The organism is Cellulosimicrobium funkei (genome assembly GCF_004519295.1).
In the GTDB taxonomy this organism is placed as follows: Bacteria; Actinomycetota; Actinomycetes; order Actinomycetales; family Cellulomonadaceae; genus Cellulosimicrobium; species Cellulosimicrobium funkei.
Window position 1 is genome coordinate 115,970 of sequence record NZ_SOZH01000010.1, and the last position, 22,281, is coordinate 138,250.

17 protein-coding genes are annotated in these 22,281 nt (G+C 75.2%); 7 read left to right on the top strand and 10 right to left on the bottom strand.

Translation table 11 applies throughout. The features are described from left to right. Positions 1 to 7: 7 nt before the first annotated feature. Positions 8 to 4,981: an Lhr family helicase gene (locus E1O70_RS16630; RefSeq protein ID WP_061267561.1), complete on the bottom strand. Its 4,974-nt coding sequence runs from the start codon at positions 4,979 to 4,981 to the stop codon at positions 8 to 10. A 167-nt stretch (positions 4,982 to 5,148) separates the two neighbouring features. Here E1O70_RS16630 and E1O70_RS16635 point away from each other — a divergent pair, with 167 nt between their 5' ends. From E1O70_RS16635 to E1O70_RS16655, 5 genes are all read left to right on the top strand, one after another. Further along, positions 5,149 to 5,382: a DUF3046 domain-containing protein gene (locus E1O70_RS16635; protein ID WP_061267562.1), complete on the top strand. Its 234-nt coding sequence runs from the start codon at positions 5,149 to 5,151 to the stop codon at positions 5,380 to 5,382. Between the two features lie 100 nt (positions 5,383 to 5,482). Beyond that, a complete protein-coding gene (locus tag E1O70_RS16640; protein ID WP_061267563.1) occupies positions 5,483 to 7,669 on the top strand; it encodes an alkaline phosphatase family protein in 2,187 nt (728 codons plus the stop codon). After that, positions 7,666 to 8,466, top strand: coding sequence for an MBL fold metallo-hydrolase (locus tag E1O70_RS16645; RefSeq protein WP_061267564.1), 801 nt, complete (start codon positions 7,666 to 7,668; stop codon positions 8,464 to 8,466). The genes E1O70_RS16640 and E1O70_RS16645 overlap by 4 nt, the downstream gene beginning before the upstream one ends. Positions 8,467 to 8,675: 209 nt before the next feature. Next, positions 8,676 to 9,788 (top strand): recombinase RecA, encoded by a 1,113-nt coding sequence (gene recA / locus E1O70_RS16650; protein ID WP_034655657.1) that lies wholly within the window; start codon positions 8,676 to 8,678, stop codon positions 9,786 to 9,788. A gap of 116 nt (positions 9,789 to 9,904) precedes the next feature. Next, positions 9,905 to 10,396 (top strand): regulatory protein RecX, encoded by a 492-nt coding sequence (locus tag E1O70_RS16655; RefSeq protein ID WP_240696745.1) that lies wholly within the window; start codon positions 9,905 to 9,907, stop codon positions 10,394 to 10,396. An 87-nt stretch (positions 10,397 to 10,483) separates the two neighbouring features. Here E1O70_RS16655 and E1O70_RS16660 read toward each other — a convergent pair whose 3' ends face one another. The 4 genes from E1O70_RS16660 to E1O70_RS16675 form a co-directional block, all read right to left on the bottom strand. Beyond that, the gene (locus E1O70_RS16660) at positions 10,484 to 11,389 is read right to left on the bottom strand and encodes an amino acid ABC transporter permease (RefSeq protein ID WP_061267565.1); all 906 of its coding nucleotides are present in this window, start codon (positions 11,387 to 11,389) and stop codon (positions 10,484 to 10,486) included. Further along, entirely contained in the window at positions 11,386 to 12,075 is a 690-nt protein-coding gene (locus E1O70_RS16665) for an amino acid ABC transporter permease (RefSeq protein WP_061267566.1), read from the bottom strand. The genes E1O70_RS16660 and E1O70_RS16665 overlap by 4 nt, the downstream gene beginning before the upstream one ends. Positions 12,076 to 12,171: 96 nt before the next feature. Further along, entirely contained in the window at positions 12,172 to 13,047 is an 876-nt protein-coding gene (locus E1O70_RS16670) for a glutamate ABC transporter substrate-binding protein (RefSeq protein WP_021482423.1), read from the bottom strand. 119 nt (positions 13,048 to 13,166) lie between these two features. Then, the gene (locus E1O70_RS16675; protein WP_082774402.1) at positions 13,167 to 13,985 is read right to left on the bottom strand and encodes an amino acid ABC transporter ATP-binding protein; all 819 of its coding nucleotides are present in this window, start codon (positions 13,983 to 13,985) and stop codon (positions 13,167 to 13,169) included. A gap of 102 nt (positions 13,986 to 14,087) precedes the next feature. Between E1O70_RS16675 and miaB the strand changes: the two genes are divergently transcribed. After that, a complete protein-coding gene (gene miaB / locus E1O70_RS16680) occupies positions 14,088 to 15,761 on the top strand; it encodes a tRNA (N6-isopentenyl adenosine(37)-C2)-methylthiotransferase MiaB (RefSeq protein WP_061267567.1) in 1,674 nt (557 codons plus the stop codon). 50 nt (positions 15,762 to 15,811) lie between these two features. Here the strand turns inward: miaB and E1O70_RS16685 are convergent, their stop codons facing one another. Next, complete coding sequence (locus E1O70_RS16685; RefSeq protein WP_021483660.1) at positions 15,812 to 16,324, bottom strand: type III secretion system chaperone family protein; 513 nt, start codon at positions 16,322 to 16,324, stop codon at positions 15,812 to 15,814. Then, positions 16,321 to 16,920: a type III secretion system chaperone family protein gene (locus E1O70_RS16690; protein ID WP_081599986.1), complete on the bottom strand. Its 600-nt coding sequence runs from the start codon at positions 16,918 to 16,920 to the stop codon at positions 16,321 to 16,323. Before E1O70_RS16690 ends, E1O70_RS16685 begins: the two co-directional genes overlap by 4 nt. Before the next feature lie 98 nt (positions 16,921 to 17,018). Here E1O70_RS16690 and E1O70_RS16695 point away from each other — a divergent pair, with 98 nt between their 5' ends. After that, positions 17,019 to 17,738: a hypothetical protein gene (locus E1O70_RS16695; protein ID WP_061267568.1), complete on the top strand. Its 720-nt coding sequence runs from the start codon at positions 17,019 to 17,021 to the stop codon at positions 17,736 to 17,738. Here E1O70_RS16695 and E1O70_RS16700 read toward each other — a convergent pair. From E1O70_RS16700 to E1O70_RS16710, 3 genes are read right to left on the bottom strand one after another with little or no spacing between them, the layout of a single operon-like run. Then, positions 17,728 to 19,725: a hypothetical protein gene (locus E1O70_RS16700; RefSeq protein ID WP_061267569.1), complete on the bottom strand. Its 1,998-nt coding sequence runs from the start codon at positions 19,723 to 19,725 to the stop codon at positions 17,728 to 17,730. The two genes, E1O70_RS16695 and E1O70_RS16700, sit on opposite strands and share 11 nt — an antisense overlap. After that, positions 19,722 to 21,707 carry an HSP90 family protein gene (locus E1O70_RS16705; protein WP_082774403.1) on the bottom strand — a complete coding sequence of 662 codons (1,986 nt, stop codon included), beginning with the start codon at positions 21,705 to 21,707 and terminating at the stop codon, positions 19,722 to 19,724. The genes E1O70_RS16700 and E1O70_RS16705 overlap by 4 nt, the downstream gene beginning before the upstream one ends. After that, positions 21,704 to 22,201 (bottom strand): type III secretion system chaperone family protein, encoded by a 498-nt coding sequence (locus E1O70_RS16710; RefSeq protein WP_082774404.1) that lies wholly within the window; start codon positions 22,199 to 22,201, stop codon positions 21,704 to 21,706. Before E1O70_RS16710 ends, E1O70_RS16705 begins: the two co-directional genes overlap by 4 nt. Positions 22,202 to 22,281: the final 80 nt, after the last annotated feature.

Sequence of the window (22,281 nt, forward strand, 5' to 3'; positions counted from 1 at the left end):
CTGCACGTCAGGCCGCCCGCAGGCCGCGCGGCGTCGCGCGGAAGCCGGCGTCGAGCAGCGCGCGCACCGCGTCGTCCGCCGGGGTCCGGGTCGTGCCGGCGCCCGCGAGGGCCTCGACGCCGTCGACGCGCTGCACCACGATCTTCCCGAGCGTGCCCGCCCGCACGGCGCGGACCAGCGCCGCGCTCGCCTCGGCGAGGCGTGGGCCGTCCACGAAGGACAGCACGGACCGCCCGCCGCGCTCGACGTAGAGCGCGAGGTCGCCGTCGCTCAGCACGACGACGGCGCCCGCCTTGCGGCCCGGGCGGTGGCCGCGCGAGCCCTCGCCTGTCGTGCCGTCCGTGCCGTCCGTGCCGGGTGCGCCCGGTCCGGTCGACGGGCGGGCGGGCCACGGCAGCGCCGCGCCGTAGGGGTTCGCCGGGTCCGTCGCGGCGAGCAGCACGGCGCCGGGACGAGGACCGCCGCGCGACGTCCGCGCGTCGGGGAGCGGGGCGAACGGGTCGGACGCGGCCGCCGCGGCGTCGGCCTCGAGCGCGCGCTCGCGGTCCTGCGCGTCGGTCCGGAGCTGGTCGACCGCGCCGGGGAGCGCGAACTGCGAGCCGCCGAGGTGCTCGACGAAGTACCCGCGCCGCGCCGCACCCGTGGCCTCCAGCTCGCTCAGCACGCGGTACACCGCGCGGAACGACCCCGCGACGCCCTCGGCGGGCGCGACGGCGCGCGTGAGCACGCCGTGGCGGTCGAGCAGGACGCGGGCGAGCGCGTGCGCCCGGCGGGTGGGGTCGGGCTCGCGCGGCGGCAGCGCCGACCACCGCCCGGCGCCGCCGCGCAGGACCGTCTCGGGCGACGTCGGCGGCCGCAGGCCCGCGAACCGGCCGCGCGCGAGCGGCCGGGCCCGCGCCGGGGCGCGCGGCGCGCGGTGGGTCCCCCCGGCGGCGCCGAGCCGCGCCCGCAGCGACCCGAGGCCGTCGTTCGTCACGTGGCCCGACCAGACGAGGTCCCACAGTGCCTCGAGCGTCGGGACGGTCTCCGCGCCGGCGCGCTCGGCCAGCCGCGGGAGGAAGTACCCGCCGGAGCCCTCCAGCAGGTCGAGCAGCGTGGCGTGGAGGCCGGTCTCGGGTGCCGGGCCCGGGTCGGGCAGCGTGAGCGGCGCCCACTCCGCGAGGTGGAGGCTGACGAGACCGTCGCCGCCGCCCGAGCCGGGCAGCGGGGCGTGCCCGCACCACACGACCTCGCCGGTCGTCGTCAGCTCGTCGAGCATCGTCGGGGTGTAGTCGCTGACGCGCGCCGGGAGCACGAGGGTCTCGAGCGCCGACGCGGGGACGGCCGCGCCCGAGAGCTGCTCGACGACGCGCAGCAGCCCGTCGACGCCGCGCAGCGCGCCGAGACCCTGCCAACGCGGGAGGAAGACGCCCAGCGTCTCGGCGGGGACGGGCTCCACCTCGGCGCGCAGCGCGGCGAGCGAGCGCCGGCGCAGGACGCGCAGCACCTCGGCGTCGCACCAGTCGTCGCCCGTGCCGCCGATCGCCTCCGGCCGCAGCCGCCCGCGCACGACGAGCCGGGCCGCCTCGAGCCGCTCGAGCGTCTGCACGACGACGGCGACGCCCAGCCCGAGACGTGCGGCGAGGTCGGCGGCCGTGAACGGGCCGTGCGTGCGGGCGTGGCGGCGCACGAGGTCGCCGAGCGGGTCGGGGACGGGCTCGGTGAACACCTCGGGGATACCGACGGGCAGCGCGACGCCGAGCGCGTCGCGCAGACGGCCGGCGTCCTCCACGACCGCCCACTGCTGCGCACGCTCGGGCGCGACCCCCGCGAGCCGCACGGGCATGATGCGGCGCGCGGCCTCGAGCTCGCGCAGCCAGGCCGCGACGTCGGTGCGCACGTCCTCGCGGGTCCGCGCCGCGACCTCGGCCTCGGTGAGCGGGCCCAGCCGGCGCAGCACGTCCCACACGTCCTCGGCGTGCCGCGCCTGCCGCTCGGGCGCGAGCGCGCCGAGCTCGGCCTCGGTCCGCTCGATCTGGGCGGGGTCGAGCAGGTCGGCGAGCTGGGCCGCGACGCCGTCGCCGCCCAGGAGCTCGGCGAGGAGCGTGGGGTCGAGCGACAGCGCGGCGGCGCGGCGCTCCGCGAGCGGGGCGTCGCCGTCGTAGAGGAACTGGGCGGTGTACCCGAAGAGGAGCGACTGCGCGAAGGGCGACGGCGTCGGGGTCGTCACCTCGACGAGGCGCACGCGCCCGGCGGCGAGGTCGCGCATGAGGTCGGTGAGCGCCGCGACGTCGAAGTCGTCCTGCAGGCACTCGCGCGCTGCCTCGAGGACGATCGGGAACTCCGGGTACTCCGACGCCACCGACAGGAGCTGCGCCGAGCGCTGCCGCTGCTGCCACAGCGGCTGGCGCCGGTCCGGACGACGCCGGGGCAGCAGGAGCGCGCGGGCGGCGGCCTCGCGGAACCGCGACGCGAACATCACCGACCCGCCGAGCTCGTCGCGCACCGCGTCGAGCACGTCGTCCGGGTCGAGGAGCAGGTCCTCGACGCCGACGACGGGCGCGTCCCCGCCGAGGCCGCCCGAGCCGTCGGTCGCTCCCTCGAGCCACGAGTCCCCGGTGTCCGGGAGCCGGAGGACGATGCCGTCGTCGGCGTGCATCGCGGCGGCGTCGACCCCGTAGCGCTCGCGCAGGCGCGCGGCGAGCACGAGCGCCCACGGCGCGTGCACCTTCGCGCCGTACGGCGAGTGCACGACGACGCGCCAGTCGCCGAGCTCGTCGCGGAAGCGCTCGACCACGACCGTGCGGTCGTCCGGGACGCGCCCGGTCGCGTCGCGCTGCTCGCGCAGGTAGGCCAGCAGGTTGTCGCTCGCCCACGCGTCGAGGCCTGCCGTGCGGAGCCGGTCGGTCGCCGCGTCGGGGTCGGTGGCGGCGAGCGCGTCCGTCTCGCGCACCCACGCGCCGAGCGCACGGCCGAGCTCGGCGGGTCGGCCGGGGGAGTCGCCCTTCCAGAACGGCAGCCGCCCCGGGATGCCCGGCGCGGGCGTGACGAGCACGCGGTCGGGCGTGATGTCCTCGATGCGCCACGTGCTCGACCCGAGCGTGAACGTGTCGCCGACGCGCGACTCGTAGACCATCTCCTCGTCGAGCTCGCCGACGCGCTTGCCGCCGCGCGGGGCGCGGCCGCCCGCGGTGTCCGGGTCGCCCGCGACGGTCCCGGTCCCGGCGTCCGTCGCGAGGAACACGCCGTACATCCCGCGGTCGGGGATCGTGCCGCCGCTCGTCGCGGCGAGCCGCAGCGCGCCCGGCCGCCCGGTGAGCCGGCCCGACGCGCGGTCCCACACGATCCGCGCGCGCAGCTCGCCGAAGTCCTCGCTCGGGTAGCGGCCCGCGAGCATGTCGAGGACGGCGTGCAGCGACGCGTCGCCGAGGTGCGCGTAGGGCTCGCTGCGCCGCACGAGCGTCGCGAGCTCCGCGACCGTCCACTCGTCGACCGCGACCATCGCGACGACCTGCTGGGCGAGCACGTCGAGCGGGTTGGCGAGCACGTGGAGCTCCTCGATGCCGCCGGAGCGCATGCGCTCGGCGACGACCGCCGACGGCACGAGGTCGCCCCGGTGCGTGGGGAACACCACGCCGTGCGACACGGCCCCCACCTGGTGGCCCGCGCGCCCGATCCGCTGCAGGCCCGACGCGACCGAGGGCGGCGCCCCGACCTGGACCACGAGGTCCACCGCGCCCATGTCGATGCCGAGCTCGAGGCTCGACGTCGCGACCACCGCGGGCAGCCGGCCGTCCTTGAGCTCCGTCTCCGTGCGCGTGCGCTCGGCCCGGCTCATCGACCCGTGGTGCGCGCGGGCGATGACGGGCTCGACGCCCGAGCTCGCGCCCGACTGCGCCTGCACCTGCGCCGCGGTGACCGTGCCCGGGTCGAGCACGTCCTCGCCCTGACGCTCGGCCCACAGCTCGTTCATGCGCGCCGTGAGGCGCTCCGCTCCGCGGCGCGAGTTCGTGAAGACCAGCGTGGAGCGGTGGTCGGTGACGAGGTCGACGACCCGCTCCTCGACGTGCGGCCAGACCGACGGGCGCGGCGGCCGGACGTCGGGCGCGCCCGTCGGGCGCGACGTCGCCGGGCCTGTGAGGTTGCGCTCGCCGGGGGGCAGGGGCGGCAGGTCGCCGTCCGACCGCGACCCGGCGTCCGGCACGATCGCCGCCGTCCCGAGGTCCGAGAGGTCCGGGACGGGCACGACGACGTCGACCTCGATGTGCTTGCTCGACGGCGGCTGCACGACGACGACCTCGCGCCCGCCCTCGGCCTCGGGCCGGTGCCCGCCCAGGAAGGTCGCGACCGCCTCGACGGGGCGGACCGTGGCCGAGAGCCCGACGCGCTGCGCCGGGGGCCGCTCGTGCGCCTCGAGCAGCGCGTCCAGGCGCTCGAGCGACACGGCGAGGTGAGCGCCCCGCTTGGTGCCCGCCACCGCGTGGATCTCGTCGACGATCACCGTCTCGACGCCCACGAGCCCCGCGCGCGCCTGCGACGTCAGCACGAGGAACAGCGACTCGGGCGTCGTGATGAGGATGTCCGGCGGGTGCGTGGCGAGCCGGCGGCGCTCGCTCGTGGGGGTGTCCCCGGTGCGCGTGCCGACGACGACGTCCGGCACGTCGAGCCCGAGCCGCACCGCGGCCTGGCGGATGCCCGCGAGCGGCGAGCGCAGGTTCCGCTCGACGTCCGCGGCGAGCGCCTTGAGCGGCGAGACGTAGACGACGCGGCAGCGCGCCTCGAGTGCCGGGGCCTCCTCCGGGGGCGCGGCGAGGATCCGGTCGAGCGACCAGAGGAACGCGGCGAGCGTCTTGCCCGAACCGGTCGGGGCGACCACGAGCGCGTGCCGGTCGCTCGACACGGCCTCCCACGCACCGGCCTGGGCGGCGGTCGGCGCGTCGAACGCGCCCGAGAACCACGCGCGCGTGGGCGCGGCGAAGCGGGCGAGCGGGTCCGAGGTCACGCGCCCATTCTGGGGGTGCCCACCCACACGCGCCCGCCGCAGCGTGCCGGCGCCCCGGCGGCCCGCCCGTGCGCCTCGGTGACCGGGTGCGAACCCGGACGACGCGGTGCGGCCCGCGCGTCCCGGCGCGCGACCGGGCGGCCGCGGATCCGTGCAAGGCTTGGTCCGTGCGCTACCGCGAGTTCTCCGAGCTGGTCGACGAGGTGTTCGGCGAGGCCCTGGGCCGCGCCTACGTGCGCGAGCAGGTGCTGTCCGCGCTCGACGACCGGACCGCCGCCCAGGCGCTCGAGGACGGGGTCGAGCCGCGCGTCGTCTGGCACGCGCTGTGCGACGCGCTCGACGTGCCCGACCCGCGGCGCTGGGGGAACGACGACCACCGCCAGGCGCCGCCGCGCCGCTGACCGGCCCGGCCGACCTGCGCGGCCCAAACCTGCCCCGACCTGCTCGGGACCCGGGGACGCCCGAGGGGCGCACCCTGCCGCGCCCCGCGATGATGGCGGCATGAGCGTTCCCGCCCGCGGCCGCCTCGCCACGCTGCGCCTCACCGCCGCCGACGTGCGCGGCGCGGCCTGGTCTCTCGTCTCGACGGCGGCCGGGCTGGGGCTCGCGATCTGGGTCGTCCCCGGGGTCGAGGTGACCAACCCCTGGTCGCTCGTCCTCGCGGCGCTCGCGGTGGCGGTGGGCGACGCGCTGCTGCGCCCGGTGCTGCGCGGGGTCGCACGCCGGTCTGGCGTCGTCGGCGCGCTCGTGTCGGGCGTGGTCGCCCAGGTCGCGGTCGCGTGGGCCGCGCTCACCTACCTCCCGGGGTTCCGCAGCGGGACGTGGACCGACGTCCTCGCCGTCCTCGTCATCGCGGCCGTGCTCATGGCGCTCGGGCGCTGGGTCGTCGGGGCGAGCGACAACGAGTACGTGATCGGGGACCTGCTCCGGCGCGCGCGGCGCCAGGCAGGCGTGCCCCGTGGAGCCGCCGCGGGCGCCGCCGCGGAGCGCCAGGCGGGCCTGCTCGTCGTCCTGCTCGACGGCGTCGCGCGCCCCACGCTCGACTACGCCCTCCAGGCCGGCCTGGCCCCGACGGTCGCGCGGTGGCTCGGCGACGGCAGCCACCACCTCACGACGTGGTGGGCCCGCGTGCCCGCGACGACGCCGGCCTCGACCCTCGGGCTCCTGCACGGGTCGACCGAGCACGTCCCCGCCTTCCGGTGGTGGTCGCGCGCGCTGGGGCGGCTCGTCGTGACGAACCGGCCCGCGGACGCGGCGGCGGTCGAGGCGCGCACGAGCGACGGCGCGGGTCTGCTCGCGGGCGGCGGCGTGGCCGTCTCGACGATGTTCTCCGGGGACGCGGCGACGAGCCTGCTCGTCATGAGCCGGGCGCGCGAGGGCCTGGGGCCCGGGCAGATGTTCGTGCACTTCTTCGCGAGCCCGTTCGTCCTCGTGCGCGCCGTGGTCGTCGCGCTCGGCGAGCTGCTCAAGGAGCTCTACCAGGGCTGGCAGCAGGCCGTGCGCGGCGTCGAGCCCCGCGTCTCGCGCCTCGGCTGGTACCCGGTGCTGCGCGCCGTGACGAACGTCGTGCTGCGCGACCTCAACACGACGCTCGTCGCGGAGCAGCTCGTGCGCGGGGCGCCCGTCGTGTGCGTCGACCTCGTGGACTACGACGAGATCGCGCACCACGCCGGGCCGCTGCGGCCCGAGTCGCTGCGCGCGCTCGAGGGCCTGGACCGCGTCGTCGGGCTCTGGGAGCAGGTCGCGGCCGTCGCGCCCCGGCGCTACGACGTCGTCGTGCTCTCGGACCACGGGCAGTCGCTCGGCCCGACGTTCGAGCAGGTCACCGGGCGGTCCTTCCTCGACGAGGTGCGACGCCTCATGGCGCTCGACCCGCCTGGCGACGGCGCTCGTGCGGACGACGACGGCCGCGCCCGGGACGGCTCCGCGTCCGCCCGGGGTGAGGGCCGGCGTCGGGCGACGGCCCCGGACAGCGAGGCGTGGGGCCCCGCGAACACGGCCCTCAACGCGCTGCGGCCCGGGCAGCCGGACGCGCAGGCGGGCCGCATGCTCGTGGGCCCGGACCGCTCCGAGCGCCGCGCCGACGCCGCACCCGCCCTGCCCGAGCTGCCCGAGGTCGCGGTCGTCGGGTCGGGCAACCTCGGGATGGTGTGGTTCCCGCGCGAGCCGCGGCGCCTCACGGGTGACGAGGTCCGCGCCCGGTGGCCCGCGCTGCTCCCGGGTCTCGTCGCGAACCCCGCGGTCGGCGTCGTCGTCGAGCGTGGCCCGCGCGGGGAGGTCCGGGCGCACGGCCGGGGTGGCTCGCGCGACCTGCTGACGGGCGAGGTCGTGGGCGTCGACCCGGTCGCACCGTTCGGGTCGCGCGCGGTGGCGGACCTCGTGCGCGTCGCCGGGCTGGAGGACGCCGGGGACCTCGTGCTGGTCTCGAGCGTCGACGAGGTGGGGATGGTGCACGCGTTCGAAGGCCTGGTCGGGTCGCACGGTGGCCTCGGCGGGGCGCAGAACCAGGCGGTGCTGCTGCACCCGGCGCACCTCGCGGTGCCCGGCGACGAGCTCGAGGACGTCGACGGCACGCCGATGCTCGTCGGGGCGGAGGCGGTGCACCGCCGGCTCGTCGCGTGGCTCACCGACCTGGGGGTACGGCCGCCGGTGGCCGAGGACGCGTCGGGCCGGGGGAGCGGCGCGTGAGCGTCACCGTGACGTGGCTCGGCCACTCGACCGCGGTCCTCGACCTCGCCGCGACCGCCGGCGGCCCGACGGCGCGGCTCGTGACCGACCCGCTCCTGCACCGGCACGCGGGGATGCTGCGCCGGCGCGGCGAGCAGCCGGCCCCGGTGTGGCGGGGCGGCGACGCCGTCCTGCTGTCCCACCTCCACCACGACCACGCCGAGCTGCGGTCGCTGCGGCTCCTCGGCGACGTGCCGGTCCTCACGGCGCCCGCCAACGCGCGGTGGTTGCGCGGCAAGGGGCTGCGCGGCGTCGGGCTGGACGACGAGTGGCACGCCGTGGGGCCGGCGGGGGCCGGGGTCGAGACGCGGCTCGTCACCGCGGTGCACGGGCACCGGCCGATGCCGCACCGGCCCAACGCCGCGAACGGCCACCTCGTGCGGACCACCGGTCCCGACGGCCTGCGCGTGTGGGTGGCGGGCGACACCGAGCACCACCCCGGGATGGCGCACCTCCCGGCGCTCGCGGGCGGTCCGGTGGACGTGGCCCTCGTGCCGGTCGGCGGGTGGGGGCCGCGGCTCTCGGGCGGGCACCTGGGCCCGGTGCAGGCCGCGCGGGCGTGCGCCGAGGTCGGGGTGCGGGTCGCGGTACCGGTGCACTGGGGGACGCTGCACGCGCCGGGCGGCCAGCACCTGCCGCGCGGCTGGATGGACCACGCGGGCGCGGCGTTCGAGGCGGCCGCGCAGCGCGAGGCGCCCGGGACGCGGGTCGTCGTGCTGCGGCCCGGCGAGTCGTGGTCCGCGGACGACGACGAGTGAGCCCGCGAGTCGCGGACACGCCGGGGCGGGTTCCGTGATCGAACACGTGTTCGGCTAGAGTTGTGCACAGGGCGCGCTCCGGCGGGCTCAGGACGCCGGTCCGGCACGACGGTCCCCAGGTCCGGGGCTCGTCGGCACCGCGTGTCGGTGGCTGCCCGTAACGTCGGGCCACAACGAACTGATGGACGTCGAACCGAAGGTGGACTGACATGCCCGCACCCGCAGACCGCGAGAAGGCGCTCGAGGCAGCCCTCGCCCAGATCGACCGGAGCTTCGGCAAGGGCTCCGTCATGCGCCTCGGCGAGGAAGGCCGCGCCCCCGTCGAGGTCATCCCCACGGGCTCCATCGCGCTGGACATCGCGCTCGGCATCGGGGGCCTGCCGCGCGGGCGCGTCATCGAGGTGTACGGCCCGGAGTCCTCCGGAAAGACGACCGTGGCGCTGCACGCCGTGGCCAGCGCCCAGCGCGCCGGCGGCATCGCGGCGTTCATCGACGCCGAGCACGCCCTCGACCCGGAGTACGCCAAGAAGCTCGGCGTCGACACCGACGCCCTGCTCGTCTCCCAGCCGGACACGGGGGAGCAGGCGCTCGAGATCACGGACATGCTGATCCGCTCGGGCGCGCTCGACATCATCGTCATCGACTCCGTCGCGGCCCTCGTGCCCAAGGCGGAGATCGAGGGCGAGATGGGCGACAGCCACGTCGGTCTCCAGGCCCGCCTCATGTCGCAGGCGCTGCGCAAGATCACCGGCGCGCTCAGCGCGTCCGGCACGACCGCGATCTTCATCAACCAGCTCCGCGAGAAGATCGGCGTGTTCTTCGGCTCTCCCGAGACGACGACCGGTGGCAAGGCGCTGAAGTTCTACGCCTCGGTCCGTCTCGACATCCGCCGCATCGAGACCCTCAAGGAGGGCACCGACGCGGTCGGCAACCGGACCCGCGTGAAGGTCGTCAAGAACAAGATGGCGCCGCCGTTCAAGCAGGCCGAGTTCGACATCCTCTACGGGGTCGGCATCTCCCGCGAGGGTGGCCTCATCGACATGGGCGTGGAGCACGGGTTCGTGCGCAAGTCCGGGTCGTGGTTCACCTACGGCGGCGACCAGCTCGGGCAGGGCAAGGAGAACGCGCGCTCGTTCCTGCGCGACAACCCCGACCTCGCGAACGAGCTCGAGAAGAAGATCAAGGAAAAGCTCGGCGTCGGGGCCAAGGTCGACGCACCGGCCGACCCGGCCGCCGGCGTGACCGTCGCGGCCGACGCCGCCGTGGCCGCTCCGGCCAAGGCGACCGCCGCGGCCGGCAAGGGGAAGAAGTCGCCGTTCTGATCGGCGAGCAGGACGGGGTCGAGGGCGCCGAGCCCGTCGACCCGTCCGCGGAGGACGACGGGCGCCGCTCCGGCCGCAAGGCCGGGCGGCGCCCGCGCCCGTCGCTGCACGAGCTCGTGGAGCGCGGCGAGATCAGCGACGCCGACCTCGCCGAGCGTGCCCGCGAGACCGTCCTGCGCATCCTCACCGCGGCCCCGAAGAGCCGCGCGGAGCTCACGCAGTCGCTCGCGCGCAAGGGCTACCCGGAGCACGTCGTGCTGCCCATCCTCGACCGCTTCGAGGAGGTCGGGCTCGTCGACGACGCGCAGTACGCGGAGATGATCGTCCGCACGCGGCACGCCGAGCGGGGGCTGTCCCGCCGCGCGATCTCGACCGAGCTGCGCCGGCGGGGGATCGACGGCGAGGTCGGCGCGGCCGCGCTCGAGCAGGTCGACGACGACTCCGAGGCGGACGCCGCCCTCGCCCTCGCGCGGGCACGTCTCGCCAGGACCCGCAGCCTCGACCGCGACGTGCGCGTGCGACGGACGGTCGGCGCGCTCGCCCGCAAGGGGTACAGCCCCGGGCTGGCCTTCGAGATCGTGCAGCGCGAGCTCGACGCGGAGGAGTGACCGCCCCGCGGACCCGGTCGCGGACCGGCGGGCCGCTCGGCGGCAGCGGCCCGCCGCCCGCCACTGACCGGGCGGGCGACGGGTGCGTCAGCGCGCGGTGGACACGGCCGACGCCTCGTCCGCGGGACCGCCCGCGACGGCTGTCGGGTTGCCGATCCCCGGGCCGGCAGCCGTGGCGCCCGCGGTACGCCCGCTGAGGAAGCGTGAGAGCCACTGGGCCAGGGTGGTCAGGGCGTAGTTGATGACGATGAAGATGACCGCGGCCACCGTGAGGGTCTGCAGGGTGTTGCCGAAGGCCGTGCCGAGGATCTGCGCGGCCCGCAGCAGCTCGGGGTACGTGATGATCTGCCCGAGCGCGGTGTCCTTGAGCACGACGACGAGCTGGGACACGAGCGCGGGCAGCATCGCGATGAGCGCCTGCGGGAGCTGGATCGACCGCAGGGTCTGCCCGCGAGTCAGGCCGATCGCCACGCCGGCCTCTCCCTGGCCCTTCGGCAGGTTGCCGACGCCGGACCGGACGAGCTCGGCGATCACCGAGCCGTTGTAGAGCACGAGGGAGATCACGACCGCGAGGAACGGGGCGTCCGGGACCTTCTGCAGCCCCAGCAGGAGCCAGAAGAAGATCATCATGAGGAGCACCGGCACGGCGCGGAAGAACTCGACGACGACACCGCACGCCCAGCGCAGCGCGCGCACGTGCGAGAGCCGGCCGGAGCCGAAGACCAGCCCGAAGATCACGGCACCGACGATCGCGAACCCGGCGGCGCGCAGCGTGTTCTGGAGGCCCGGCAGGAAGAAGTTCTCCCACGCGTTGGCGGTGAAGACAGGACCCCACTGCTCCCACGAGAGCTGGCCCTTGCGTCCGAGCTCCAGCAGCACGAGCACGGCGATCCCGATCACGATCACGGCGCCGATCACGTTGCCGACGGCGATCGCGCGCCGGGCCCGGGGCCCCGGGGCGTCGAAGAGGACGGACTGACGCGGGGCGCTCATCGGCGGACCGCCAATCGGGTCGAGAGCGAGGTGGTGAGCAAGCCGATCGGGATGACGAGGATCACGTAGCCGATCGCGAAGGTGAGGAAGATCGCGTAGATGTAGTTCGAGTTGAACTCGATCATCGTGCGCATGAGGCTCGACGTCTCCGTCGTGACGCTCGCGGCGGCCGCGACGGTGGAGTTCTTCAGCAGCGCGATGAGGGTGTTGCCGAGGGGGGCGATGGCGCCGCGGAACGCCTGCGGGAGGATGACGAGGCGCGCGGCGGGAGCGAAGGACAGGCCGATCGCCCGCGCCGCCTCGGCCTGGCCGATCGGCACCGTGTTGACGCCCGAGCGGATCGCCTCGCACACGAAGGCGGCGTGGTAGACGGTCAGGCCGATGACCGCGAACCGGAAGAAGTTCGTCGGGAAGTCGGGGGACAGGCTGATCTGCAGCTGGGTCCACACCGCGAGGACCATGAACGTCATGATGATCGTCAGCGGCGTGTTGCGCAGGAGGTTCACGTAGGTCGAGCCGGCCCACCGCAGGCTCGAGACGGGGGAGATCCGCATGAGCGCGAGCGCCGTGCCGAGGATCAGGGACAAGATCGCAGCCCAGAACGTCAGCTGGATGTTCACCCAGAACGCGCCGAGCACGTCGTAGGTGCTGAGGAGCTCGGTGAACTGGGAGAGGTAGTCACCCACGGTTGGTCATCCTCCGGGAGGGCGTGGTCGTGGACCGACCGGACGAGGCCGGGGAGCGGAGCGCGGCACGCCGCGCTCCGCTCCCCGGCAGAGAGGTCAGGCGCAGGGGTCGACCGTCGGCGGGTTCTCGCTCGCGTTCGGCGTGTACCCGGTGCCCTCGGTGTTCTTGCTGACGAACTCCTCCCAGGAACCGTCCTCGATCATCTTCTCGATCGCGGCGTTGACGTCCTCGCAGACGTCGTTGTCCTGGGGCAGGCCGACGCCGTAGCGCTCGGTCGAGAACGGCGCCCCGACCACCTTCACCTTGCCCTGGTTCTGCGGCTGCGCCGCGAGGCCCGCGAGGATGATGTCGTCAGTCGTGACGGCGTCGACCTGGCCGGCCGTGAGCGCGGTGACGCACTCGGCGTACCCGGGGCGCTCGAGGAGCTGCACGCCCGCGGCGTACTCGTCCTTGATGCGCTGCGCCGACGTCGAGCCCGTGACGGAGCAGAGGTTCTTGCCCTCGAGCGACTCCGGGCCGGTGATGTCGGTGTTGTCCTCGGCGACGAGCAGGTCCTGCCCGGCGACGAAGTACGGCCCCGCGAACGCGACGGTCTCCTTGCGCGTGTCCGTGATGGAGTACGTCGCGAAGATCATGTCGACCTGCCCGGTCTGCAGCATCGTCTCGCGCTGCGCGGACGGCGCCTCGACCCACTCGATCTGGTCCTCGGAGAAGCCGAGCTCGCCCGCCACGTAGGTGGCGACGTCGACGTCGAACCCCGTGTACGACGACCCGTCCTGGAACCCCAGGCCGGGCTGGTCGAACTTGATGCCGATCTTGACCGTCTCGCCGCCGCCGTCGCCGCTGCCTCCGGCGGACTGCTCGGGGTCCGTGGTCGTGCTGTCGTCGCCGACGTCGCCGCTGCTGCACGCTGCGAGCGTGAGCGCGGTGAGAGCGGCCAGCACGGCAGCACCTGCGTGTCGTGTGCGCATCGTTCCTACCCTTCGTGAGTGGTGGTCGTCCGACGACGGTGTGCCTCGTCGGTCGGCCGGGTGTGGGGGGCCTGGCGGCCCGGTCCCTGGTGGTCGGTGCGTGGTGAGGACGGGGGACCTCAGTGCGTGAGGATCTTGGAGAGGAAGTCCTTGGCCCGCTCGCTCTTCGGCGCGGTGAAGAACTCCTCGGGGTGCGCCTCCTCGACGATCTGGCCGTCCGCCATGAAGACCACGCGGTTCGCGGCCTTCCGGGCGAAGCCCATCTCGTGGGTGACGACGATCATGGTCATGCCCTCCCTGGCGAGGGAGACCATGACGTCCAGGACCTCGTTGATCATCTCGGGGTCGAGCGCCGACGTGGGCTCGTCGAAGAGCATGACCTTGGGCTTCATCGCGAGGGCCCGGGCGATGGCGACGCGCTGCTGCTGGCCGCCCGAGAGCTGCGCCGGCATCTTCTGCGCCTGGTTCTTCACGCCGACCCGGTCGAGGAGGGCCAGGGCGCGCTCCTTCGCGTCCTTGCTCCGCTCGCGCCGCACCTTGACGGGCCCGAGCGTCACGTTGTCGAGGATCGTCTTGTGCGCGAAGAGGTTGAAGGACTGGAAGACCATGCCGACGTCGGAGCGCAGCCGCGCGAGCGCCTTGCCCTCCTGGGGGAGCGGTTCGCCGTCGACGAGGATCTCGCCCGAGTCGATCGTCTCGAGCCGGTTGATCGCCCGGCACAGGGTCGACTTGCCCGAGCCGGAGGGCCCGATGACGACGAGCACCTCGCCGCGCCGGACCGTGAGGTTGATGTCGCGCAGCACGTGCAGCTCGCCGAAGTGCTTGTTCACGTCGCGCAGCTCGACGAGCGGCTCACCGAGGACCTGCTCGGCGGGGAGGGGCTGAGCGTCCTGAGCGCTGCGCTGCGCGTCGGACGGCGAAGGGGTTTCGTCGGCCATTCCTGGACACTATGTCCCTTCTGTTGCACGGTGCCACCTCACCCGGCAACAACCGGGCAACAGTTCAGTAACACGGCACCCGGAGCCGTACCCTGGACGGTGATGTCCACGATCGCCCCCGCCCCCGTCCCGGCCGCCCCCGCACCGCACGCCACCGCCGCTGCGCCGGCCGACGACGCGCACCCCCGCACCTACGTCGTGCGCACCCTCGGGTGCCAGATGAACGTCCACGACTCCGAGCACATGGCGGGGATGCTCGAGCAGGCGGGCTACACGCGGGCGAGCGCGCAGGACGAGGCCGCGAACCGCGCCGACGTCGTCGTCATCAACACGTGCGCCGTGCGCGAGAACGCCGCGACGCGCCTCTACGGCAACCTCGGCCAGCTCGCCTCGGTGAAGGCCGCGCGACCCGGCATGCAGATCGCGGTCGGCGGCTGCCTCGCGCAGAAGGACCGCGGCACCATCGTCGAGAAGGCCCCCTGGGTCGACGTCGTGTTCGGCACCCACAACCTCGACGCCCTGCCCGTCCTGCTCGAGCGCGCGCGCCACAACGAGGCGGCGCAGGTCGAGATCGCCGAGTCGCTGCAGGTGTTCCCCTCGACGCTGCCGACGAAGCGCGAGTCGGTCTACGCGGGGTGGGTGTCCATCAGCGTCGGCTGCAACAACACGTGCACGTTCTGCATCGTGCCGCACCTGCGCGGCAAGGAGCGCGACCGCCGTCCGGGCGAGGTCCTCGCCGAGGTGGGCGCGCTCGTCGAGGCCGGTGCCATCGAGGTGACGCTGCTCGGCCAGAACGTCAACAGCTACGGCGTCGAGTTCGGCGACCGCGGCGCCTTCGCCAAGCTCCTGCGCGCGTGCGGGACGATCGACGGGCTCGAGCGCGTGCGGTTCACGTCGCCGCACCCGGCCGCGTTCACCGACGACGTCATCGCGGCCATGGCCGAGACGCCGAACGTCATGCCCCAGCTCCACATGCCGCTCCAGTCGGGCTCCGACCGCGTGCTGCGTGCGATGCGCCGCTCCTACCGATCCGAGCGGTTCCTCGGGATCCTCGACCGCGTCCGGGCCGTCATGCCCGACGCCGCGATCACCACCGACATCATCGTGGGCTTCCCGGGCGAGACCGAGGAGGACTTCGCGGAGACGATGCGGGTCGTCGAGGCGTCGCGCTTCTCCTCCGCGTTCATCTTCCAGTACTCCCCGCGCCCCGGGACGCCCGCCGCGACGATGGACGGCCAGCTCCCCAAGGAGGTCGTCCAGGAGCGCTTCGAGCGGCTCCAGGCGCTTCAGGAGCGGATCGCCGGCGAGGAGTCCGCACGCCAGGTGGGCCGGACGATCGACGTCCTCGTCGGCGAGGGCGCAGGGCGCAAGGACGGCGCGACGCACCGCGTCACCGGTCGCGCCCCCGACAACCGCCTCGTCCACCTCGCGCTCCCCGCGGCCGTCGTGGCCGGGGCACCCGACGACGCCCCGACCGACGGCACCGGTACGCCCGGGTCCGTCGACCCGCGCCTCGCGGACGACCTCGACGTCCGCCTGCCGCGTCCCGGCGACGTCGTCACGGTCGAGGTCACCCGCTCCGCGCCGCACCACCTCATCGCGGACTCGGCGCTCGCGGGCGGCACGTTCGCCGTGCGCCGCACCCGCTCCGGCGACGCGTGGGCGCGGCGCGAGCGCGCCCGCCTGGGCGGGGGCGACGACGACCACGGCCACGGGCACGGCGGGGGCGCGCCGTCCGGCCCCGTCGTCCTGGGGCTCCCCACGCTCCGCGCCTGAACGTCGGGGTCCAGGACCCGACGGCGGGCGCGCACGACGGCGCCAGGACGTCAGTCGTCCAGGGTCCCCGGTGGGAGCTGGGCGCCGATGGCGTGGAAGAGCTGCACGGCCGTACCCAGCCCGCACGAGACGGTCTGGGCGAGCTGGTCGTCGGTCGCGCCGTGCTCGAGGTCGACGGAGACCTCGGCGTAGAGCGCGAGCCGTCCGCCCTCCTCGCGCACGTAGACCTTGGGCCAGATGCGCTCGCGGTTCCAGTCGTTGACGGTCTGGAGCGTGACGAGGCGCGACTCGACGGGGAGCGTCGTCGACCAGCGGCCGCGGACCTGGAGGATCTCCGACCGGTCGCCGAGCAGCAGGAACCAGAAGCGGTGCCCGTCCCACGTACCCGTGATGTCGCCGTCGTCGTCCACGCGGAAGTGGTAGCCGCGGCGCGTCAGGTGGTCGCCGATGCGCGCCATCGACAGCGCGCGGGGCAGCTCCTCCTCGCGGGGCAGCGAGTCCGGCGCCTTGGGCCGGCGGTTGCCGAACAGACGCGTGAACCAGTTGGTGCGGGCCTGCGTCATGGCGCCTGCCTCGCGGGGTCGGGGTAGAACTCGTCGAGCGCGTCGAAGAACATCGACCCCGTGCTCAGACCGCACTGGAGGAGCTGGTCGAGCTGGTCGTCCGTCACGCCGTGCTCGAGGTCGACCGTGACCTCGGTGAAGACCTGGATCATCCCGTTGTCGCGGACGCGCGTGTACGTCTTGGGCCAGATCCGGTCGGCGTTCCACTCGTTGCAGAACTCGAGGATCTCCTCGAGGCGCTCGAGCGCGAGGTCGCGGTTCCACTGGCCGCGCACCTGGAGGATCTCGTCGTCGTTGCCGAAGAGCAGGAAGTAGAACAGGCGGCCGTGCCACAGCCCGCCGACGTCGCCGTCGGAGTCGACGAAGTAGCTGTACCCGCTGTCGGTGATCCACTCGACGACCCGCGAGAGCGTGAGCGGTGTGGGAGGCCGCAGGACGTCGGTCGCGACCTGACCCAGCTCGCGTGCCAGCAGGTCCTCGACCTGCGACTGCAGGTCGTCCGCCGGCCGGGCCGCGCCGGACCGGCCCCCGTCCTGCGCCCCGCCGGGATTCCCGTCCCGCCGGTCGTCGTCGTCCCGCGCCCCGAAGAACCTCACCTCCCTACCGTACTCGCGCGCGCCCGCGGACGCCGCATCGCGGGCCGGTCGGGAGGCCGCGGCGACGGCGGGGGAGCGGGCACCACTACGGTGGGACGGTGACCGTCCGCGCCGTCGTGCTCCCCGGAACCGTCCTGCTCGTCCCGGGAGCGGCCGGCGCCGCCTCGGTCCTCGGACCGGTGCGCGACGCCGCACTGGCGGCGCTCGCCGACCTCGTGGCGGACCGGCTCGGTGTGGCGGCGGCGCCGGCCGTGGTCGTGGTCGCCCCGGGCGTGGAGGGAACGCGCGGCCCTGCCCGGGCCTCGCTCGCCGCGGCGGGCGTCGCCGACCGGTGGATCGATCCCGCGTGGGCGGCCGCCACGCGACCGCTCGACCGACCCGTCGCCGGGACGGCCGCCTCCGTGGCGCTCCTCGCGCTCGCCGGTGCGGGCTGGACGGGTCCCGTCGACGTCGTCGAGCTCGGTGGCGCGGCGACGCGGTCCGCGGCAGGCACGAGCACGGAGACGAGCTTGGAGACCAGTACGGAGACGAGCTCGGAGACGAGCACGGAGGTGGGTGCGGCCACGGAGACCGCCCTCGACGCCGCACGGGAGCTCGGTGCGGAGCTCGCCCGCGAGGGGGCGCGGCTCGTCGTCGTGCACGACCCGCGTGCGCCCCTGCCGCAGGCCGTGCTCGACGGGTTCGTCGCCGCGGCGGGCGCCGAGGCCGCGCCGGTCGCAACGGCCGACGAGCCGGACCCCGCCGTGGCGGTCCGGCGGTACGAGGTCCGCGCCCCCGCAGCCGCCGCCCGCCCGGCGGGGCCCGTCGTCAGCCGCTGAGGCCCGTCCCGACGGCGGCCGCCTCGTCGTCGCGCCCGAGGCGGCGCAGCGCCGCGACCATCTCGTTGCCGACCATCGCGCGCGACTCCGCGTCGTGGACGATCGCGAAGCCCTCCATGGCCGACTCGAGCAGCTCCACCGCGTCCGTGTCCGTCCCCGACGCGCAGCGCGAGCGCCCCGCGAGCCAGAAGGCGTGCGCCGCGTCGCGGACGTCCCCCGCACGGGCGAACTCCTCGGCGACCGACTCCGCGAGCGTCGCCGCCGCGTCGAGGTCGCCCGCGGTCGCGAGGAGGCGGGCACGCGTGTCGTCGAGGTCGCGACGCTCGCGCGCGTCGGCCGCCGCGTCGCGCTCGACGAGCTCGGCGGCCCGCGGCGCGGGTGTGACGTCGCTGCCCTCGCCCGCTGCGGACAGGTCGTCGAGCGTGCGCTCGACCTGGGCCAGGGCGGCGGTCACGTCGCCCCGCCCGGCCTCGAGCCGCGCGTAGGCGCGCACGACCTGCCCGACGAACCGGGGCGCGACACCACCGGCCCGCAGGAGCGCGAGCGCGTGCAGGAACGCGGGCGCGGCGCCCTCGTCGTCGCCCTCGAGCGCGGCGAGCTGCGCCGCCTCGGCGAGCGCGAAGCCGGCGCGGTCGAGGTGGCCGGAGCTCTCCAGGTGCGACGACGCGCGACGCAGGAGGCGTGCCGCCCGGACCGGGTCGTCACCCGCGACGTCGTCGGCGAGCGCGAGCAGGCCGTCGGCGTCGGTGGGCTCGTCGGTGCCCTCCGCCGGGGCTCCACCGGTGACCGCGGACTCCTCCGGTGCGATCCCGGCGGGGAGGTCCGACGGACCGCTCGTCGCGCCCTCGGCCACGGCGACGGGCCGCGGCGACGCCGACTGGGCGTCCAGGGAGAGCACCGCCAGGTCGACGGGGAGCGTGCGCGCGCCCCGCTCCCACGCCGCGCGCAACCGTTCGGACGCCGCCGTCGTGCCGTTGCGCGCGTCGAACGACTGCGCGAGCGCGGCCGCCTCGCCACGCACCCACGCGTCGAGCTCCGCGAGCGTCGTCGTGGGAACGTCCCGCAGGGCGAGCGCGGTGTCGCCGTGGTCGGCCCGCAGGACGCCCGTCGCGACGCTCACGCTCGTGAGGAAGCCGAGCCGGTCGCCCGGCGAGTCCGCCTCCGTGAGGAACGCCTGGTGCTCCACGAGCAGGCGCAGCGCGCGCGACGCGTTGCCCGTCCGGGCGAGGAACTCCACGTGACGACCCTTCGGGCCCGTCATCGTCACCCCGGTGTCGAGGTGGCGCAGCCCGCGGCGGTGAGTGCGCGCAGCGGCCTCCGCGTCGCCGACCTCGACGTACGCGAGCTGGAGGTGGGACAGCATGTCGCCGGGCTCGGTGGCGCACGACGGCGACCCCTGGAGCACGCCCTCGAGCAGCCGGATGCCCTCGTCGTGCCGGCCCGTCGCGAAGAGGTACGCCGCGCGGTCGCCCGGCTCGCACGCCTCGCACTGCGAGTAGTCGTCGCGCGGGGTCGCGACCCACGCGCGGTACGCGTCCTCGACGTCCGCACCGTTACGCTCGCGCGCCCACTCGAAGCGCTCCAGGGCGACCGCGTTGGTGCCGTTGCCCGCGAGCGCGTACCGGTGCGCCATGTCGTCGAGCGTGCGCTCGATCTGCGCGGCGGGGACGTCGGGGAACTCCATGAGGTGCCCGACCATCCACTTGAACGACCAGAACAGCGAGTGCGTGTCCTCGGCGTCGAAGTGCTCGGGGTGCTCGTCCCACCAGCGCAGCATCTTGGTGAACGGCAGGTACGCCTTGGTCACCTCGCCGCCCCACACGTACGACTCGACGAGGACGAACTGCGCGTAGGCGCGCGCCGCGTCGGGGCCCTCGGCCTCGACGCGCTCGAGCTCGGCCGCGGCGGCCGTGGAGCGCGCGAGGCCGTAGGGCATGCGGCGGACGTCGTACAGGGCGGCGTTCACCTGGTCCACGGACCGGGTCATCGGTTCTCCTCGTCGGCAGGGGGATCGGGTTCCGTGGCGGGGTCCTGCCCGGCCGCGAGGGCGCGGGCGAGCAGGAGCGACAGGGAGTCGTTCATGAGGGTCGCCTCGACGGGCTGGAGCGCCTTGCCGGACGCGAGCACCGCCGTGACGTAGAGGGAGCGGGCACCCGCGGCGCGCACCTGCGCGTCGGGGCTCGCGAGCAGGTCGCGCACCGTGGCGTTGGCGTCGTTGAGGACCAGGCGGCGGGGGCGGGCCGGGGCGCTGAGGCCCGCGAGGATCTCGCCCCACAGGTCGTCCGTCTCCGCGACGCGGGCAGCCTCGCGCGCGTGGTCGCTCTCGCGGTCGTGCAGGAGCATGGCCGGGAGGGCGTCGGGCTCGTACCGGCGCAGCACGACGTCGCAGTCCTGCTCGGCGAGCGCGGCGTCGACCGACGCGAGCGCGTCGGCGACCTCGAGCTCGCGCAGCGGCTCGACCTCCGTGAGGACGTGCGCGACGTCCGCGGCCGACACGGGCGACAGCCGCCACTGCGGGAACCGCGCCGCGACGCGCTCGAGCAGGTCGGCGTCGTAGACGTAGCCGCCGTTGACGACCGCGAGCCCCTGCGCCGCCGCGACGGGCGCGATGCGCCGGAACTCCTCGACGCTCGCCGTGTACAGCAGGCGCCCGTCGGGGTGGTCCGTCGCGAGGTCCGCCAGCGTCGTGGTCCCGGCCGTCGTCTCGAAGGGCAGCACGCGCGCGGCGACGTCGAGCATCTCGTCGTCGGTGAGCGCGAGCGCGCGCACGGCGAGGTGGTGGGTCTCGAGGAAGCGCCGCGCGAGGACAGAGTCCGTCGCGAGCGTCTCCAGCAGCCACCGGCGCACCTGCGCCCCGAGCGCGTCGCGGGTCGCGAGCAGGACCTCGTCCTCGTACAGCCCCTCGCGCGACGCCGTCGGGCGCAGCACGGACGCGTCCAGCACGCACCGCACGAAGAACGCCCACGGGGGCAGCAGGTCGTCGACCGCGCTGCCCAGGAGCATGCGCTTGAGGTAGACCCGGTGCCGCGACGTCGTGGTCGGCGCGACCGCGGCCGGGAGCACGTACGCGACGCCCGTCAGGCCGGCGAGCGGCAGGTCGAGGTCGATCCGTGCGAGGGGGGTGAAGCCGAGCGTGCGCTCGGCGTAGCCGGCGAGCGCGGCGTCGCGGGCCGCGGGCGTCGCGTGCGCAGCGCGCCACGGCAGGTCCTCCCCGCTGAGCCGGCGCACCGCGACCGGGGCGCCGCCCCCCGCGCCGTCGTCGCGGCCCTCGCCGGGCCCGCCGTCGAGAGGCGTCTCGACGAGCAGCTCGACCGGCAGGAGCGAGCCGAAGTCCTGGGCGAGCGCGACCACCGACTCCGGGGCGAGCCAGTGCTCGGTATCCCGCCGCGGGTGCAGCCGGACGACGCTCCCGGGCTCGGCGGGTGCCGCCGGGTCGTCCGGCGCGAGCTCGACGAGCTCGTACCGGCCGTCGGCGCGGCCGCGCCAGCGCACAGGGACGGGCGCGTCGCCCGCCGCCGTGGGGCGCGCGGAGCGCGAGACGAGCTCGATCTCGTCGGCGACCATGAACGCGGACAGGAGCCCGATGCCGAACTGACCGAGGAACTCCTCGCGACCCGTCCCGAGCTCGACGTCGCGCTTGGAGCTGCGCCCGATGGTCGCGAGCAGCTCCTGCGCCTCGTCCCGCGTGAGGCCGACACCCGAGTCGTGCACCTCCAGGCCGCCGTCGGGCCGCGGACGGAGCAGGATCCGCGCCGGCGCCTGCGGTCCCTCGAGCCCGGCGCGCGCGGTGATCGCGTCGACGCCGTTCTGCAGCAGCTCGCGCAGGTAGACGCGCGGGCTCGAGTACAGGTGCCGGGCCAGGAGGTCGACGACGCCCCGCAGGTCGACCTGGAAGGCCGTCGTCGCCTCGCCCGGGGTGCCGCCGCCCGGGGCGGTGCGGCCCGCGGTGGTCTCGTGCGTGCCGGTCACCGCGCGTCGACGTCGGCGCCGCCCTCGGCCACGGTCTGCGCGGCCGTGTCGGGGAAGCGGACGTCGAGCGCGTCGAAGAACTGCAGGCCCGTGAACAGGCCGCACTCGATGAGCTGGCCGAGCTGGTCGTCCGCGACGCCGAACTCCAGGTCCGTCGCCACCTCGGTGTAGACCGCGAGCTGGTCGTCCTCGACGCGCGCGTAGACCTTCGGCCAGATCTTGTCGCGGTTGAACTCGTTGGCGACGAGCGCGACCTGCGCCTCGGCCGACGCCGGGAGGGTCCGGTTCCACCGGCCGCGGACCTGCAGGATCTCCTGCTTCTCACCCATGAGGAAGAAGAAGAACACCTTCCCGTCCCAGTTGCCGCCCAGGTCCCCGTCCGAGTCGACGAAGTACCGCCACTCGCGGCTCGTGAGGAACGCCTCGACGCGCTCGCGCGTCAGCGGCGCGTTCTGGCTCGTCGGTGCGGCGTCCGGCTTGGTGAAGAAACCCATGTTCTCGAGTCCTTGTCGTCTGAGAGGTCGTCGTGCTGAGGTCGTACGCGGCGGTACGCGCGAGGGCGGACCGACCACGG

What these genes read in the sequence shown, in the direction of transcription:
- miaB (WP_061267567.1), top strand. Translation starts at nt 14,088, where the DNA reads ATGTCCACGATCGCCCCCGCCCCCGTCCCGGCCGCCCCCGCACCGCAC.
- E1O70_RS16700 (WP_061267569.1), bottom strand. Translation starts at nt 19,725, where the DNA reads ATGACCCGGTCCGTGGACCAGGTGAACGCCGCCCTGTACGACGTCCGC.
- E1O70_RS16685 (WP_021483660.1), bottom strand. Translation starts at nt 16,324, where the DNA reads ATGACGCAGGCCCGCACCAACTGGTTCACGCGTCTGTTCGGCAACCGC.
- E1O70_RS16675 (WP_082774402.1), bottom strand. Translation starts at nt 13,985, where the DNA reads ATGGCCGACGAAACCCCTTCGCCGTCCGACGCGCAGCGCAGCGCTCAG.
- E1O70_RS16670 (WP_021482423.1), bottom strand. Translation starts at nt 13,047, where the DNA reads ATGCGCACACGACACGCAGGTGCTGCCGTGCTGGCCGCTCTCACCGCG.
- E1O70_RS16660 (WP_061267565.1), bottom strand. Translation starts at nt 11,389, where the DNA reads ATGAGCGCCCCGCGTCAGTCCGTCCTCTTCGACGCCCCGGGGCCCCGG.
- E1O70_RS16710 (WP_082774404.1), bottom strand. Translation starts at nt 22,201, where the DNA reads ATGGGTTTCTTCACCAAGCCGGACGCCGCACCGACGAGCCAGAACGCG.
- recA (WP_034655657.1), top strand. Translation starts at nt 8,676, where the DNA reads ATGCCCGCACCCGCAGACCGCGAGAAGGCGCTCGAGGCAGCCCTCGCC.
- E1O70_RS16640 (WP_061267563.1), top strand. Translation starts at nt 5,483, where the DNA reads ATGAGCGTTCCCGCCCGCGGCCGCCTCGCCACGCTGCGCCTCACCGCC.